Consider the following 15,920-nt stretch of genomic DNA (forward strand, 5'->3'; position numbering starts at 1 on the left):
GGGCCGGGGATCCATCGCGGATCCCCGGCCCTCCGGCCGTTTCGCGGCTGTTTCGCGACCGCTTCCCGGTCGGCCCGGGTCAGCTCATCAGCCGGAGCGCCGTCGCGACGCTGAGCCGCCGGGCGGGCACCTCGGCGGGCGGCGGTACGAGGGCGAGCACCGGCGCCTGGGAGACCAGCCGTACCCGGCCGCCGATCTCGACCTCGCCGTCGGGTCCCGGGGCGGTGAGGATCTGCGAGCCCGCGCCCTGGGTGATGTTGAGGGCCCGGCCCAGGCGGTCCGTCAGCAGCAGCGCGCCGCCGCCGCTCGCCTCGTCCTCGGCGGGCCCGGTCGCGGCGGCCCCGGGCCCGGCTCCCGAGGGGGCGGCCGGGAAGGCCCTGGCCCGGACCCGGCCCGCCGCCTCGTCGTCCCAGGCCCAGGCGTAGCGGGCGGTGCCGCCGGGCGGCGGTACGGGCAGCGCCTCGACCTCGGCCGGGGTGGCATACCGCTCCAGTACGTACGGCGGGGCCCAGGCGGCCCGTACGGTGATCCAGCTGAACTCCCCGTCGCCCCGGGCCCAGACGGGTCCGGACGGCGGGTTCAGCTCCTCCAGGTCGAGCAGCCAGGCCGCGCCGACGAGGGCGTGCGGGGCGAAGGGGAGCCGTCCGCCGGGGGTGTGCAGATCCAGTACGCCGCGTTCCGGGTCGTCGACGAAGACGGTGTCGCCGCCGCCACCGGACCCGCCGGACCCCTCCGCCAGTTCCCGGCGGGCCGCCGGGTCGCGGTAGGGGCGGGGATCGCGTACGACGGACAGGGCGCTGCCGTGTCGCCCGTCGGGGGCACAGAAGACGCGCAGGACGTCGAGCTGTTGGCGTTCATTCACCCGGGCATTGAAGCACCGGTGGCCCGTGCACGGGTCCGCGCCGGCGAATCCGTCACCAACGCCACACCACGGCTGGCCGAATCAATGGGGCGCCCCTGGCCGGTTGTCGCCGTACGCGGGCGCGAGGCCGGAAGGAATCAGAACGAAGCCGTACGAAGGCGACGGCGGTACGGGGCGGCCTGTCGGGGCCGTCCGCCGTACCGCCGTCGCCGTGGCGGGTCAGCGGTATCAGGGAAGGAGTCAGAGAGTCAGGGGAGTCAGCGGGTCAGGATCCGGCCCGCTGACGGCGGCGGGCCAGGAACACCGCGCCCGCGCCCGCGGCCACGACACCGCCCGCGGCGGCGAACAGCCCCGCGGCGGGGAGTCCGGCGCCGGTGCTGGCGAGGGAGCCGCCGGTGGAACCGCCGACCGAGCCACCGCCCACGGTGCCGCCGGTCGTACCGCCCGTGGTGCCGCCGGTGACGCCTCCGGTCGTACCGCCGGTGGTCGCCCCGCCCGTCGTACCGCCGGTCGAACCGCCGCTGGAGGCGCCCGCCGAGGTATCACCGGGCAGCTGGGCCGACTTGTCGAGGGAGACCGCGAGGGTCACCGGGTCGAGGCCCAGGCCCGCCTTGTACATCCCGCTGAACGCCTTCGCTCCGTCGGCCGTGAGCACGGCCGGGACCCCGGTCAGCCGGACGATCTCGTTCTGCGCCTTCAGGGCGCCCGCGGGCACGGTGAGCGACGCGATCCCGAGATCGTCGTACTTGACGACCTTCTTGGTGCCCTTGTCCTTGGTGGAGACATCGGCGAGCAGCGTGCCCTTGGTGCCGTCGATCCGGACCTGGAGGTCACTGAGCCGCAGATCCAGCAGGTCCACGCCGGTCTCGGGGTCCGTGTGGCCGATAAAGCGGACGGCGCCGCCGAAGGACGCCTCGAGGGACGCGCCCGCGGCGTCGAAGGTGCCGGTGCCCTTGGGGAAGCGGTAGCCGTTGGCGGTGGTGGCGGTGCCGCCGGAGACCTCGATCCGGCCCTGCGCGTAGCCGGTGGTCACGTACTCGCGGAAGCTGGCCTTCACACCCCAGTCGAGATTGCCGTCCACAACGGCGCCCTGGTCGGTGGTGGATTCGCTGCCCGTGCCCGTGCCGGTGCCTCCGGTGGTTCCGGAGCCGCCGGTTCCATTGGTACCGCCGGTGCCGTTGGCGCCGCCCGTGCCGCCCGTGCCGTTCGTCCCGTTGGAGCCGGTGCCGTTGCCGGTACCGCCCGCGCCGGAGCCGCCGGTGCCGTGGGTGCCCGATCCGCCGGTAGCGTTGCCGCCGCCGTTGGCGGAGCCCGTACCACCGGAACCGGAACCGGAACCAGAGCCGCCGCCCGTGCCGGAGCCGCCCATGTCCGGGGTCACGGTGAGCGTCACCGGGTCGAGCGCCTCGCCCGCCGGGTACATCTCGTTGAACGCCTTGGAGCCCTCGGCGGTCAGCTTCGCCGGGATGTCCCCGAAGACCATCGCGCCGCCGGGCCCCTTGCCGGGCTTGACGTCCTTCAGATCGAGGGCGGCGATCTCGACGTCCTGCCGCACCGCCTGCTGGTTGAAGGTGACATCGGCGGTGATGGCGCCCGTGGTCCGGTCGCTGCGGAACTTGATGTCGGTGAGGGCGATCGCGAACCGGTGCCCGGTGGCGTCGAAGGTGACCCCGCCCCGGAAGGACGTGGTGACGGCCTTCGTCGTCATGCCGTAGGTGCCGGTGCCCTCGGTGAAGGCGAACGGGCCGTTGCCGTCGGCCTGCCGGGCTCCGTCGGTGACCTTGATCGAGCCCTTGGCGGTATCGGTGACGTAGTCGCGGAACTTCTGCTTGAAGCCCCAGTCCAGCACGCCGTTCTTCAGCGGGATCGCGGCCGGGGCCGCGGCGCCGTCCGCCGCCGGGCGGGTGGTGTCCGCGGCGAAGGCGGGGAGGCTCAGGGCGGTGGCGCCGAGCGCGACCGCGGTGGCGGACGCGGCGGCCACGGCCAGTCGGCGTCGCCTCGTTGCTGACATGGCTGACATGGCTGACATGAGGGTTCTGCTCCTGCTGTTCGGGGGTGCGAGAAAAGGGGGGTGGGGTGGGATTCAGTCCGTGGCGGCAGGGGCGGCGGGGGCGGCGTCGGCCGCCGTCGCGCGCTTGCGGCGGACGAGGTGGCAGCCGATCGCCAGGGCCACGGCCAGGAGACCCGCGCCGACGGCGACGAGGACACCGGCCGAGGGGCCGGAGTCGGCGGCCGACGCGGCCGGTGCCGGGGCGTCGGACGCCGCGGCGGACGGGGTGGCGGTGGCGGAGGGCGTGGCCGCGGCGGTCGGTCCGCTGCCCAGATCGGGCAGGGCCGGAAGCTTCGCGACGGCGGCCGCGTCCACGGCGACGGCGAGGGAGACGGGGTCCATCGAGGTACCCGCCTTGTACATCCCGCCGAACGCCTTCGAGCCGCCCTCGGTGAGGGTCGCGGGGACCTCGGTCAGTACGGCGAGACCGTTCTTGGGGACGAAGTCCGCGGCGGGGAAGGTGATCAGGGGCACGGCCCGGGTCGTGGTGGTGCCGTTGACGACATCGGCGCTGAGCGTGCCCCTGCCACCGCTGATCTTCGCGGTGACCTTGGTGAGGGTGAGGTCGAGATGGGCTCCGGTGAACCGGACCGATCCGGCGAAGGCGGCGTCGAGGCTCTGCTTCTTCGCGTCGTACGCGCCCTTGCCCTGCGGGAAGCGGAAGAGGGCGCCGCCGTCCCGGGCGCCGCCGGAGAGGGTCCACTTGCCCTGGGAGACGGAGCCGGTCACGTACTCCCGGAAGGTGCGCCGCACGCCCCAGTCGACGGCGGCGTCCTGCACCGCCCCGGCGGCGGACTGCCCTTCCGGCGTGGCGCTCGGGGAGGGCTTGGGCGCGGGGGCCGAACCGGCCGGGCGGGGCGCGGTCAGATCGACGCTGAGGCTGACCGGGTCGAGCGGGGTGCCCGCCGGGTAGAACCCGGCGAAGGCGGTGGCGCCCTGGGCGGTGAGCGCGGCCGGGACGGTGTCGAGCCGGATCGGGCCGCGCCCGCCGCGCATGTCGACGCCGGAGAGGTCGAGGGTGGCGAAGGCCATCTGGGTGGAGCGGGTCACCTCGCCGGTGCCGCGCGCCTTGCTGACCAGATCGAGGTGGAGGGTGCCCCGGCCGCCGGAGACCTTGACGGTCGGACGGCTGACGGAGAGGTCGAGTTCATGGCTGCCGTCGGGCTTGCGGTGTCCGGTGAAGTGGGCGCCGCCGGTGAAGCGGGCCTCGAAGGCGCCGGTGCCGGGGTCGTAGGAGCCCTGTGCGGAGTGGAACCGGAACTGGTTGCCGCCGACGGTGGCGGCGCCGGAGGTCAGCCGGTAGTTCCCCTGGGCGATGGGTCCGGTGACATAGGTCAGGAATGAGGACTTGAGTCCCCAGTCGAGTCTGCCGCCCTGGACCGTGCGTTCGGCGGCCTGGGCGGCTCCGGCCGGGACCAGCGCCCCGAGCAGGGCCGCGAGCAGCACGGCGGCGAATGCCCGGGCCGATCGGTACGGCGGCATGGAGAACCCTCCTGGGGCGGTGGCGTCCGCCCGGTGGCGGCACGCGATGGAAAACGATCTCCCGTCGCGCCGCGGGCGCGGGCGGGGGAAGGAGCCTGCCGGGCCGGATGGCGGCAGAGCGTCAGCCGGGACGCACCCTGGCCAGCAAGGTAAGGCTAACCTAAGCTAAACCCGGCTCCCACGGGTAGCCCCCGTCCGGCACCGGTTCCGGTCCGGACGGCGGGTGACCGATCCCGGGGCCGGCAGGATCCAGCAGGCAAGGCCGCGACAGGAACAGGACGGTGCCCCCGGTGCCATCGGACCGCAGAAACCCCTTGGTGCGTACGGCGATCGCCGCGCTCGCCCTCGTCGTCGCCGTGGTGGCGACCGGCTGCGGCGGCGGTGGTACGACGGCCCCGGAGGGGGCGGCCGGGAAGCCGGGGTCGGCCCCCGCCGACCGGGTGGAGCCGCTGGCCGGGACCGCCCGGCCGAAGCTGCCGGTGACGGTTCCGTCGGCCGACGGCCGCCGGGTCACCGTCTCCTCGGTGGAGCGGATCGTGCCGCTCTCCGGCTCGTTGAGCGAGATCGTCTACACCCTCGGCCTCGGCGACCGGGTGGTGGCCCGCGATGTCACCGCCACCTTCGAGCAGGCGAAGCGGCTGCCGGTGGTGACCCGGGGCCACGCGGTCTCGGCCGAGAGCGTGCTCTCCCTGAAGCCGACCCTGGTGATCGCCGACACCAACACCGGACCCGCCGAGGCGATCGACCAGATCCGGGACGCCGGGATCGCCCTGATCACGGTGGAGACCGCGAAGTCCCTGGCGGACGTACGGCCCCGGATCGAGGCCGTCGCCGCGGCGCTCGGCGTCCCGGCGGCCGGGGACGGGCTGGTGCGGCGGACCGAGTCGCGGATCGAGGCCGTCCGGAAGACCATTCCGGCGCCGGGGAAGGACGGCGAGAAGCCCCGGGTCGCGTTCCTCTATCTGCGCGGCACGGCCTCCGTCTATCTCATCGGCGGCGCCGACTCGGGGGCGTCGTCCCTGCTGGAGGCGGCGGGCGCGGTCGACGCCGGCAAGGAGTCGGGGCTCTCCAAGGACTTCACCGCGATCACCAGTGAGGCGCTGGCGAAGGCCGCGCCGGACGCGATCCTGGTGATGTCCAAGGGCCTGGCCTCCGTCGACGGGGTCGACGGGCTGATCAAGATCCCCGGGGTGGCGCAGACCCCGGCCGGGATGGACCGGCGGGTGGTCTCGGTCGACGACGGCGTACTCCTCAACTACGGCCCCCGGACCGATCTGGTACTGAAGTCGCTGGTCGACCAGTTGTACGGCGGATCGCGCGGCGGGGACGGCGGCAAGGGGACCGGCGCGTGACCACCGTGACCAAGTCGGCCCCGGTGGTGGAACCGGCGAAGGAACCGGCGAAGGAATCCGCCCCGCCGAAGGGCCGCCGCTCCACCACCTGGCTGCTCACCGCCGGGCTGCTGGGCGCGCTGTTCACGGTGGCCCTGGTGTCCGCCGGATACGGCGCGTACGACATCCCCCTGGGGGACGTACTGGCGTCGGTGCAGCACAAGCTGGGGCTCGGCGGGCAGCCGCTCGACCGGGTCGGCGAGAGCGTGCTGTGGAACGTCCGGCTGCCCCGGGTCGTCCTCGCGCTGCTGGTCGGCGCGTCGCTGGGCTGCGCCGGGGCCCTGATGCAGGGCGTGTTCGGCAATCCGCTGGCCGAGCCGGGCATCATCGGCATCTCGGCGGGCGCGGCGGTCGGCGCGGTCGCCTCGATCGCGCTCGGGCTGACCCTCTTCGGCAACTGGACGGTGACGGTCTTCGCCTTCGCGGCCGGGCTGCTGACCGTCTTCCTGGTCTACGCGATGTCCCGCTCGGGCGGCCGGACCGAGGTCGTCACGCTGATCCTCACCGGGGTCGCCGTCAACGCCTTCGCGGGCGCCCTGATCGGGCTCTTCGTCTTCTTCGCCGACAACGCGCAGATCACCCAGATCACCTTCTGGCAGCTCGGCTCCCTCTCCCAGGCGACCTGGCCCAAGGTGCTCGCGGTACTGCCGTGCACCCTGGCCGGGCTGCTGGTGGCGCCGCTCTACGCCCGCAGGCTGGATCTGCTGGCCCTGGGCGAGCGGCCCGCCCGGCATCTGGGTGTGGACGTCGAACGGATGCGGATCACCCTGATCCTGGTGGTGGCCCTGCTGACGGCCGCCGCGGTCGCCGTCGCCGGGATCATCACCTTCGTGGGGCTGCTCGTACCGCATCTGCTGCGGATGGCGAACGGCCCCGGGCACCGGTTCCTCGTCCCCGGCAGCGCGCTCGGCGGCGCGCTGATGCTGGCGGCGGGCGATCTGGCGGCCCGTACCGTGGCGGAGCCCGCCGAGCTGCCGCTCGGGGTGCTGACCGCGCTCTTCGGCAGCCCGTTCTTCTTCTGGCTGCTCCGCAGGACCCGTCGCAGGCAGGGGGGCTGGGCATGAGATCGCTCTTCGCGGGTCTGACGGTACGGGACCGGGAGCCGCCCGCCCGTCCCGAGCGGGGCGCCGTCCTGGCCGAGGCGGCCGGGGTACGGATCCGGCTCGGCGGGCGCGAGGTGCTGGCGGGCGTCGATCTGGCGGCCCGCTCGGGTGAGGTGCTGGCCCTGGTGGGCCCCAACGGGGCGGGCAAGTCGACCCTGTTCGCGGCGCTGGCGGCGGATCTGGTGCCCTCGGCGGGCACGGTCCGGATCGCGGGCCGCCCGGCCGGGGAGTGGGTTCCCCGGGAGCTGGCGCTGCGCCGGGCGGTACTCCCCCAGTCGTCGGCGCTGTCGTTCCCGTTCCCGGTGGCGGAGGTGGTCCGGATGGGCCGGGCGCCGTGGGCGGGGACCGTACGCGCGGACGAGGACGACGCGGCCGTGGCCGAGGCGCTGCGGCTGACGGAGACCGAGCCGTTCGCGGAGCGGTCGTTCGCGGACCTCTCCGGTGGTGAGCGGGCCCGGGTGGCGCTCGCCCGGGTGCTGGCGCAGCGGACGTCGCTGCTGCTGCTCGACGAGCCGACGGCGGCGCTCGATCTGCGCCATCAGGAGCTGGTGCTGCGGATCTGCCGGGAGCGGGCGGCGAGCGGGGACGCGGTGGTGGTCGTGCTGCACGATCTGGGTCTGGCGGCGGCGTACGCGGACCGGATCGCGATCCTCGACCGGGGCCGGGTGGCGGCCGACGGGCCTCCGGCTCAGGTGCTGGACGCGGCGGCGCTGAGCCGGGTCTACCGGCAGCCGGTGGAGGTCTTCCCGCATCCCCGGACGGGAGTTCCGGTGGTCCTGCCCCAACGCCCGGACCGACTCGTGCGCCCCGAGCGTACGGAACACCTGTGACATCCGGGCCCCGGGGGGCTTCGGCCTCCCGGTTCACCGGGCCGTAGGCTCACGGCCGGAGGCCGGTCCGATTGGCGCGGACCGGCCTCCTTCGTGTCGTCCCCCGTGACGCGTGCGGTGATTCAGGAGGCGTCGGGCCGCCAGTCGAACGGGAAGTGCTTGCTGGAGCCGCCCCGGTACTCGGCGGAGAAGTCGAAGCCCTCGGCGTGGTCGTCGCTCACCACGCCCCAGGTCGCGACCTGGCCCGGTCCGACCTCGGCACCGGGGGCGTTGATCAGCTGGACCCGGCGGTTCGGGTCGGCGGTGGGTCCGGTGAGCGCCTCGGCGCCCACGTTCACCTTGTCGGCGACGGAGGCGCGCCAGTAGGCGAGGTCCTCGGCGGCGTCGAAGACGATCGGCGCGTAGGTCACCGCGCGCACCTCGCTGATGAGGGAGCCGAACTTGCCGGGCCAGCCGCCGACATTGCCCCGGAACAGCTCCTCCAGGGCGTCCCGCTGCTCCTGAGTGCCCTTGGCGTCGATGTAGAACATCACCTTCATCGTGGCGTCGGGGTCGTCGACCCACATATTGCCGGAGAACTCGCCGAGCGCGACCACGCCGAGGCCGTCGAGGCGGACGTCCCGGAAGTACCCCTCGTGGATCTGCCAGACGAGGGTGAAGCGGCAGCAGCCGTCGGTCGGCGACTGGGCGAAGGTGCAGGGGCAGGGCATCGAGCAGCTGCAGACATCGAACCACTCGCCCTTGAGGTGCCAGTCCGTCGCGGTCATACGGTTCCCCTCTCCAGTGGAGCAGATACCCCGGCGGGGTATCGAACTGACGCGAGATTAGTTCGCGGCCCGGCACGGTGTCAAATACCCTAAGGGGGTATGGGTATGTCGCCACGGCGGCTCAACTGACCTGGCGGGGCGGGGCACTTCGGACGGAGTCGCCGACTGGCGTGACGTTTCAGCGGCCTCGGTCGCGGGCACCGCGGGTAATCCGTTCGGCGGATTCGCCCGGAAGCGGCTCTCCCGTATACCTGAAATACCGCGACAGTTCGGAGGTCGGGCATGACTGCACCCGTTCCGGCGGCGAGCGTACGGCTCGTACGGCCCCAGGACATGCTGGTGATCGACTTCGCCTTCCACAACCTCCGCCCCGATCCGGGCTCCGACCCTCCGCGACTGATCCGGATCGACCCGGCTTTGCCCTGTCTCGTGGTCGTCGGCTTCGAGTCCCAGCACGTCACCGAGCAGACCGTCTACGAGAACGAGCCGGACCGGCCCGCGCCCGGGTCGATCGCCGCCCGGACGGTGGGGCCGAGCCGGATCGCGTTCGTCGTCCCCGGGACCGTGAAGACGATCCCGTACACCGAGGCCGGGCTGCTGCGCTGGTGGCAGTGGGTGATGCGGGTGGTGCCCGGCGCCGGGCGGCCGGACACCCTGGACACGGATCTGCTGGTGGTGGACTGGCTGCATCTGACCCCGGAGCCGTACGCGACCTGGGACCACTCGGAGACCCCGGTGGAGCACGACGGCCGGACCGAGCTGTGGCACACCCGGCTCGCCGCCCGGGGCCCCACGGGCCGCCCCGCCCCGTTCTCCCTCCCCACCGTTCGCGTGGTGGCCGCCGACGACCCGGCGAACCCCCAGGAGGCCAGGCTCTTCGGCGCGCTCAACCCCGAGGGCTTCGACTACCGCCAGCTGATCACCCTCACCAACCCGCCCGAGCCGGACGCCGCGCCCGTGGACGCGGCGCTGCTCGCCCTGAGCGCCACCGGGGCCACCCTCGATCTGGACGGCCGCTGGGAGCCGACCGTCACCCCGGGGCTCAACCTCAAGCACTGGGAGCACCACGCCTGGCAGGGCCGGGACAACAAGGTGATCCTGGAGCAGTACGGCTTCCTGATCCCGTACGGCCACCGGGCCCTGCTCTTCACCGAGACCAAGCGGACCTTCGACGCCACCACCGGGGTCGCCTATCTGGAACAGCGGCGGTTCGTCCGGATCACCGAGCCGGTGAAGGAGTACCCGGGGGCGTACGGGCTGCCGTTCGGGGGCCGGTCGCTGCCCTTCACCCGGATCGCGATCGAGGGTCCCGTACCGCCGGTACTGCCCCAAAGCCCCGAACCGCTGCTGGCCGGGCGGCCGGAGCACGGGTTCTGGATCCAGTCCGTCGAGACCGGCGCCGATGTCGCGTTCGTCCTGCGGGGCACCGACCAGGCGGGCCGGGAGCAGCGGTTCACCGCGCCCCTGGGGTTCGTCCCGCACGACGTGGCCGTCCGGATCCCCCGCCCCGGTACGGTGCTGCGGGAGCTGATCGACGCGTACGGCGGATTCGACCGGATTACCGGCGACGCGCCGGACCCCCGGCGGTCGGTGGACCTGGCCGGACAGGAACTCGGCTATACCGCCGAGGTCGATCCGGGCACCGCGACCCATCCCACGCAGCGGGTCTTCTGGGGCCTCCAGGGGCCGCCGGGCGAGCCCGCCCCGCGCCCCGACAGCCCCCTGTTCTTCCCCCGCATGCTGGCCGCCGAGGCCCGGCTCTCGACCCTGGACGCCTTCTACGGACCCGGGGCCCCGGTCGTCCTCGGCTACGACGAGCGGTATCTGCGGGACGCCTTCACCGGGAACCCGGGCGAGGTCTACGTCCGGGTCCGCGACTCGGTGGCGTCCCTCGCCTCGGGCGAGGACCGGCCGGTGCAGCGGCTCCTCCTCAACAACAGCGGTATCGGCGGCATCTGGACGCCGAACCTCGACTGCGGCGGGGTGTCACGGGCGATCGGCGCGGTCGGCGGGAACGCCGAGACCGTCGACCGGCTCCGCGACGAGGGGGAGATCACCGGGAAGAGCTACTTCAACATCAGGGACCAGCTGAACCGGGCCGTGCTCTTCGGGGCCACGCTGCTGGCGAACGTACTGCCGGACAACGCGGGAGGGACCGAGTTCGCGCCGAGGATCAAGAAGGAGACCCTGTACCCGAAGAACCCCAGTACCGGGATCCCCAATACCGACAAGAAGCCGGCCGGGCACCGGATGACCATCGAGTTCACCACCCCCCTGGTCGACGCCGGGCCGTTCCGGGCCCTGGTCGGCAACAACCGGGCCCGGCTCGATCTGAAGATCCTCAACGAGGTGAGCTACGCCGAGGGCACCAACACCAACACCGCCTCCGGCCGGATCTCGCTCTTCGAGCTGAGGCTGATGACGGCGACCCCGGGACTCCAGTTCATCGGTGTCGTCTTCAAGGACTTCACGTTCAGCTTCGACCACGACGGCGGGCCGTCCTTCAAACCCGGTGTCGACGCGGTCAGGTTCTACGGCCCGCTCTCCTTCGTCGGCGTCTTCCAGGACTACATCGGCGACGCCTTCAAGGGCGTCAGCATCTTCGGCCTCAAGCTGAAGACCTATCTGGAGATCACCTATACCGAGGTCCGGGTAGGGGTCACCTTCGGCCTGGAGGACATCAAGATGGGGCCCGTCCTACGGGTCACCAACTGCGTCCTCTCCGCCGGGATCGTCGTCCCGTTCGAGAAGAAGCCGGTCAGGGCCGCCTTCGGCTTCGCCCGCGAGGACGAGAAGTTCAATGTCACCGTCTACGGCTTCGGCGGCGGCGGCTTCCTCACCATCGAGGTGAGCGAGCGGCGGATGGAGAAGATCGAGGGCGCCCTGGAGGCCACGTACACCCTCGCCTTCGACTTCGCCCAGGTCGCCACCGGCCTCGCCCGGATCGCCATCGGCATCTACTTCAAGCTGGAGCGGGGCGAGGACGAGGTCGAGAACTCCAAGGACGAGGTCCTGCTCCGCGGCTACGTCCGGGCCACCGGACGGCTGAGCGTCCTCGGGCTGATCAGCATCACCGCCGAGTTCTACGCCGACCTCCAGTACCGCGAGCTGGGCGGGGAGACGGCGGTGACCGCGCACGTCCGGCTCACCGTCTCCATCGACATCCTCTTCTTCCATGTCTCCGTGGCCCTGGAGTTCTTCTACAACCTCAAGGGCAGCATCCCCGACCAGTCGCTCACCGGGGGCCGGGGCGCCCGGGCCGTCGCCCCCGAGGACGAGCCCACCTCGTTCGGCGATCTGATGTCCCGCCAGGACTGGGAGCAGTACTGCGCGGCCTTCGCGGGCTGACGTATCCGGCCCGCCCCTCCGTTCCACCACTCCGTCCGAGGAGACCGTCCCATGGCAGCCTCACGCATCGTCTGGACCCCGGTACCGGCCGGGCGCGCGGGCGGCCGGCTCAGGCTTTCCGTCCTCGTCTCGCCCCGGCTCGCGGGGCCGGGGCCGACCCTCGCCGACTACCCCGAATGGCTGGAGTGGCCCGCCCAGAGCCCCCGCTACTCCCTGGTCTTCGGCACCGGACCGGCCGTCCCGGCCACGGCCGCGGGCCCGGCGCCCCGGCTCGATCTGTGGCGGCAGCTCTTCCCCGCCACCACCCCCGTCACCGTGCGGGCGGCGGCCCTCGCGGCGGCGACCGTACCGCCCATCCGGTCCTGGCCGCCCGTCAGCGCCCGTAACCTGGCCCGCGCCGAACACGCCGCCGCCATGGCGTTCAACGCCACCGCGCCGCTCAGCGTCAACGCGATGGCCTCCCGGGGCCCCGGGCTGCGCGGCGCCGGCCCGAACGGCGACCGGAACGGTGCCCGCGACGGCGACCGGAACGGCGGACCACCCCAGCCGGACCTCGTCACGGACATCCCCATCCCCCCGGCCCGGCTCGCCCGCGCCCGAACGCTGATCGCCGACGCCCTCGCCAGGGACGGCTACTTCCTCGGCGGCCGACTGGAGGACCCCGACTCGCCGTTCGAGTACTTCTCCGCCGCCCAGATCGACTTCCTGCTGGCCAGCCAGTTCCACGACCGCCGGGCGTCGGACAACCCCTCGCCGGGCGGCGGCGATCTCACCGCCCATACGCTCCGGCTCGCCGACGGCGACACCGTCGACTTCCATGCAGCGCTCGGCGCCGTCGCCCAGTACCCGGCGCTCCAGCGGGCCCTCGGGCTGGTCGTCGACCTCACCGTCGAGGCCGGGGCGCCCGGGGTGCCGGCCGCCGGGGACCCGGTGCCCGTCACCCTGCGGGTCGAGTGGCCGCCGCTGGCCCCCGCCGGGCCGTACGAGGCCGTACTGCCCGCGGTCAACGCCACCCTGACCGCCACCCGCTTCGCCGCGAAACCAGCCGGAGACCTGGCCGGGGACGGGCTGCTACGGCTGGACTCCGACCGGTTCGAGGTGGTCGAGGTCGACGCGGACGGCACCGCGGACGCCCTCTCCGGCTTCGGCCGGAAGCTCCTCGACCGCAACGACGCCTTCTCCGGCGCCCCCGCCGTACCCCCCGACGCCGGACTCCCGATCGCCGCCGACCCCGGCGCCGAACCTGCCCCGCTGCCCAGCCACCGCGCCGACAGTATCGGCGTGGTGCAGCGCGGCCGGGCCAGGGATCTGCACGACCGGCTGACACAGGCCACCTTCCGGGCCGCCGCGGCGCCCTCCCTCCTGGCCGGCGAACCCTTCGGCGCCGAGGAGCTGGAGTACGGCATCCGGGTCGACGTCTGGGACGACGTGACCCGCCGCTGGCACTCCCTCTGCCGCCGCGACGGCGTCTACGACTGCGGCGAACTCCGCTTCGAGGCCCGCGACGAGGGCACCGTCCACCTCGCGCACACCACGTCCGCCGACGACGACCCCACGATCTACCTCCATGAGTCGATCTTCGCCTGGGACGGCTACAGCCTCGCCGCGGGCCGCCCCGGCAGCATCACCCGTACCGTGAACGGGGAAGAGGTCACCGTCGGACCCGACTCCGACCCCACCGGACCCGTCCGACTGCGCACCTCCTTCCGGGCCCGCGGACTGCCCAAGCTCCGCTACGGCCGCGGCTACCGCTTCCGGGCCCGGATCGTCGACGTCACCGGCAACGGCCCCGGTCCGGACGACCCCGCCGCCGACGACTTCGGCACCGCCACCCGGCTCGTCCGCCATCTCCGCTTCGAGCCCGTCGGCTCGCCCGATCTGCTGCCCGCCGCGCCCCGCACCCAGGGCGAATCCCTCGGCCTGCTGGTGATCAGGGGCAACTACGACGACCCGGCCGACGGGATCTGCGAGCGCCGGATCGTCCCCCGCCGGACCAGCCCGGCCGTCGCCGAGCGGCACGGCATGTACGACGTGACGCCCACCCCGGTGAACCCCGGCGGCCTGGACCGGCTCGCGTACAGCGACATCGTGCGCCGCGACACGGCCGGATTCACCGGCGGTACGGAGGACCCCGGCGGCTGGGGCGACACCCCGTACTACGAACGCGCCCCGCTGGAAGTCCCCTATCTGCCGGACGTCCTCGCCCGCGGCGCCGCCTTCCACGGCCTGCCGGGGCTGCCGCCCGGCGAGGTGTTCCCCGTCGCCTTCGACGACCGGTTCTCCTGGCCGCGCCGGGCCCCCTTCACCCTCCGCCTGGAGCACGGCACCGGCGGCCCCGCGTACGACTCCGTACGCCGGGTCCTCACCGTCCGGCTGCCGCCGGGCCGGATCGCCGACGTGTTCTGCTCCGCCCGGATCGACGAGGCCGACCTGGACGTCCTCGGTATCTGGCGGTGGTTCCTCGACAGCGGTCTCAACCCGCCGCCCGGCACCACCGTCGCCGATCTGCGGCGGCTCGCCGCACAGGGACGGCTCTGGCAGTTCACCCCCACCCGGCCGCTGAAGCTGGTCCACGCCGTCCGGCAGCCGATCGCGCCCCCGGTCTTCGGCAAACCGCTCGCCGTCCGGGTCCCCGGCGACACCTCCGCCCGGATCGTGGACGTCCTCCGCCTCGACCGGACCAGTACCGCCCAGGTCGACATCAGCGCCGACTGGACCGAACCGGGCGACGCGCCCGTCGACCCCGCGCCCGTCGTCCGGACCGGCCGGGCCCATCTCATCACCCTCGCCACCGCCCCGGCCGACCCCGACGGCGACCGGCTGCGGCTCGACGCCCGGCACGAGTTCCACGACACCCTGCACCGCACGGTCACCTACACCGCCGTGGCCTCCACCCGGTTCGGCGAGTTCTTCACCGAGACCCGGCGGACCGTACTGACCGGAGTCGAACCCTCGGTGATCTCCCCCCGCGAGATCGCCTCCAACACCCTCACCGTGATCGACCCCACCGACGGCCGGGAGTACGCCGACACCGACTACGTCGCCGACCTCGCCGCCGGGACGATCCGGCGCTCCGGCCCCGGCTCGGCGATCCCCGACGGCGCCACCGTCGAGGCGGGCTTCGTCACCGGCCCGGTGACCCGGACCAACACCGAGGCCCAGCGGCCCGTCGTGGTCGACGTCCGCTCCTCCGCCCGGCCCACCGCGCCCGACATCGCCTACCTCGTCCCCACCTTCGGCTGGGAGCGCGCCCAGGACGACAGCGGGATCACCAGCACCCGGCGCGGCGACGGACTCCGGGTCTATCTCCGCCGCCCCTGGTACTCCTCCGGCGACGGCGAGGAACTCGGTGTCGTCCTCTCCCCCGACGGCGCGCCGCCGCCCGCCCTGCGCCCCTGGATCACCCTGCGCGGCCAGGACCCCCTCTACGCCTCCGCACCCACCACCCCCGCGCCCGGCACCGCCGAGTTCCCCCGCGCCACCCGGACCGCGACCGGACTCCTCCTCGCCGAGTCGGAGACCGTACCGGAGCTGCCGAAGGCCGCCGTCGCCGCGCACGCCGTCGGCTACGACGAACGGCGCCGGCTCTGGTACTGCGACCTCACGATGGTGCCCGACCCGGCCCACCGCCCCTTCCTCCGCTTCGCGTTCGCCCGCTACCAGCGGCACTCCCTGACCGGCCTCGAACTGTCACCCCTCGCACTCGCCCAGTTCGCCCAGCTCAACCCGGATCGCACCCTGTCCGTGTCGTTCGCCGCCGAGGACCCGGCCCGGGCCACCGTCACCGTCTCCGGGCCGACGTACGCGGGCGACCCGGCGCGCGGCGCCCGCCTCACCCTGCTGGTCCAGACCGCCGAACCGGGGCAGTCGGGCGCGCTGGGCTGGCGTACCGCCGCCGAGACACCGCTGCCGCCGGTCCCGGGCGGCACCGGCCAGTGGAGCGCCGCCGTCACCCTGCCCGCGCCGCCCGGCGGACCGCCCCTGCGGCTGCTGGTCGAGGAGCGGGAGGTGCTGCCGACGGCCGGGAGCCGTCTGGTGTACGCCGACGCCGTCGAGATCTGAACAGCCCTTGGCCGTACCACCCGAA

The 15,920-nt window shown here is 73.5% G+C and carries 9 protein-coding genes; 5 read left to right on the forward strand and 4 right to left on the reverse strand.

Annotated elements, in window-relative coordinates:
- Window positions 1-79 precede the first annotated feature (79 nt).
- The 3 genes from ABZ714_RS30510 to ABZ714_RS30520 form a co-directional block, all read right to left on the reverse strand.
- A complete protein-coding gene (locus tag ABZ714_RS30510) occupies window positions 80-862 on the reverse strand; it encodes a PhzF family phenazine biosynthesis protein (RefSeq protein ID WP_358828601.1) in 783 nt (260 codons plus the stop codon).
- Window positions 863-1,127: 265 nt separating this feature from the next.
- Complete coding sequence (locus ABZ714_RS30515; RefSeq protein WP_358828602.1) at window positions 1,128-2,891, reverse strand: HtaA domain-containing protein; 1,764 nt, start codon at window positions 2,889-2,891, stop codon at window positions 1,128-1,130.
- A 54-nt stretch (window positions 2,892-2,945) separates the two neighbouring features.
- Entirely contained in the window at window positions 2,946-4,394 is a 1,449-nt protein-coding gene (locus ABZ714_RS30520) for an HtaA domain-containing protein (protein WP_358828603.1), read from the reverse strand.
- Between the two features lie 317 nt (window positions 4,395-4,711).
- Here ABZ714_RS30520 and ABZ714_RS30525 point away from each other — a divergent pair, with 317 nt between their 5' ends.
- From ABZ714_RS30525 to ABZ714_RS30535, 3 genes are read left to right on the forward strand one after another with little or no spacing between them, the layout of a single operon-like run.
- On the forward strand, window positions 4,712-5,746 hold the full coding sequence (locus ABZ714_RS30525; protein ID WP_358828604.1) for an ABC transporter substrate-binding protein: 1,035 nt from the start codon (window positions 4,712-4,714) through the stop codon (window positions 5,744-5,746).
- Between the two features lie 23 nt (window positions 5,747-5,769).
- Window positions 5,770-6,849, forward strand: coding sequence for an iron ABC transporter permease (locus ABZ714_RS30530; protein WP_358828626.1), 1,080 nt, complete (start codon window positions 5,770-5,772; stop codon window positions 6,847-6,849).
- Window positions 6,846-7,718 carry a heme ABC transporter ATP-binding protein gene (locus tag ABZ714_RS30535; protein WP_358828605.1) on the forward strand — a complete coding sequence of 291 codons (873 nt, stop codon included), beginning with the start codon at window positions 6,846-6,848 and terminating at the stop codon, window positions 7,716-7,718. The genes ABZ714_RS30530 and ABZ714_RS30535 overlap by 4 nt, the downstream gene beginning before the upstream one ends.
- A 122-nt stretch (window positions 7,719-7,840) precedes the next feature.
- Here the strand turns inward: ABZ714_RS30535 and ABZ714_RS30540 are convergent, their stop codons facing one another.
- Window positions 7,841-8,485, reverse strand: coding sequence for a DUF1326 domain-containing protein (locus ABZ714_RS30540; protein ID WP_358828606.1), 645 nt, complete (start codon window positions 8,483-8,485; stop codon window positions 7,841-7,843).
- A 282-nt stretch (window positions 8,486-8,767) separates the two neighbouring features.
- Here ABZ714_RS30540 and ABZ714_RS30545 point away from each other — a divergent pair, with 282 nt between their 5' ends.
- Together ABZ714_RS30545 and ABZ714_RS30550 are read left to right on the forward strand one after the other, a co-directional pair.
- Window positions 8,768-11,833: a hypothetical protein gene (locus ABZ714_RS30545; RefSeq protein ID WP_358828607.1), complete on the forward strand. Its 3,066-nt coding sequence runs from the start codon at window positions 8,768-8,770 to the stop codon at window positions 11,831-11,833.
- A gap of 51 nt (window positions 11,834-11,884) precedes the next feature.
- Window positions 11,885-15,895 carry a hypothetical protein gene (locus ABZ714_RS30550; protein ID WP_358828608.1) on the forward strand — a complete coding sequence of 1,337 codons (4,011 nt, stop codon included), beginning with the start codon at window positions 11,885-11,887 and terminating at the stop codon, window positions 15,893-15,895.
- Window positions 15,896-15,920: the final 25 nt, after the last annotated feature.

This window comes from Streptomyces sp. NPDC006798, assembly GCF_040635975.1.
Classification (GTDB): domain Bacteria; phylum Actinomycetota; class Actinomycetes; order Streptomycetales; family Streptomycetaceae; genus Streptomyces.

What these genes read in the sequence shown, in the direction of transcription:
- ABZ714_RS30545 (WP_358828607.1), top strand. Translation starts at nt 8,768, where the DNA reads ATGACTGCACCCGTTCCGGCGGCGAGCGTACGGCTCGTACGGCCCCAG.
- ABZ714_RS30520 (WP_358828603.1), bottom strand. Translation starts at nt 4,394, where the DNA reads ATGCCGCCGTACCGATCGGCCCGGGCATTCGCCGCCGTGCTGCTCGCG.
- ABZ714_RS30535 (WP_358828605.1), top strand. Translation starts at nt 6,846, where the DNA reads ATGAGATCGCTCTTCGCGGGTCTGACGGTACGGGACCGGGAGCCGCCC.
- ABZ714_RS30550 (WP_358828608.1), top strand. Translation starts at nt 11,885, where the DNA reads ATGGCAGCCTCACGCATCGTCTGGACCCCGGTACCGGCCGGGCGCGCG.
- ABZ714_RS30515 (WP_358828602.1), bottom strand. Translation starts at nt 2,891, where the DNA reads ATGTCAGCCATGTCAGCCATGTCAGCAACGAGGCGACGCCGACTGGCC.
- ABZ714_RS30540 (WP_358828606.1), bottom strand. Translation starts at nt 8,485, where the DNA reads ATGACCGCGACGGACTGGCACCTCAAGGGCGAGTGGTTCGATGTCTGC.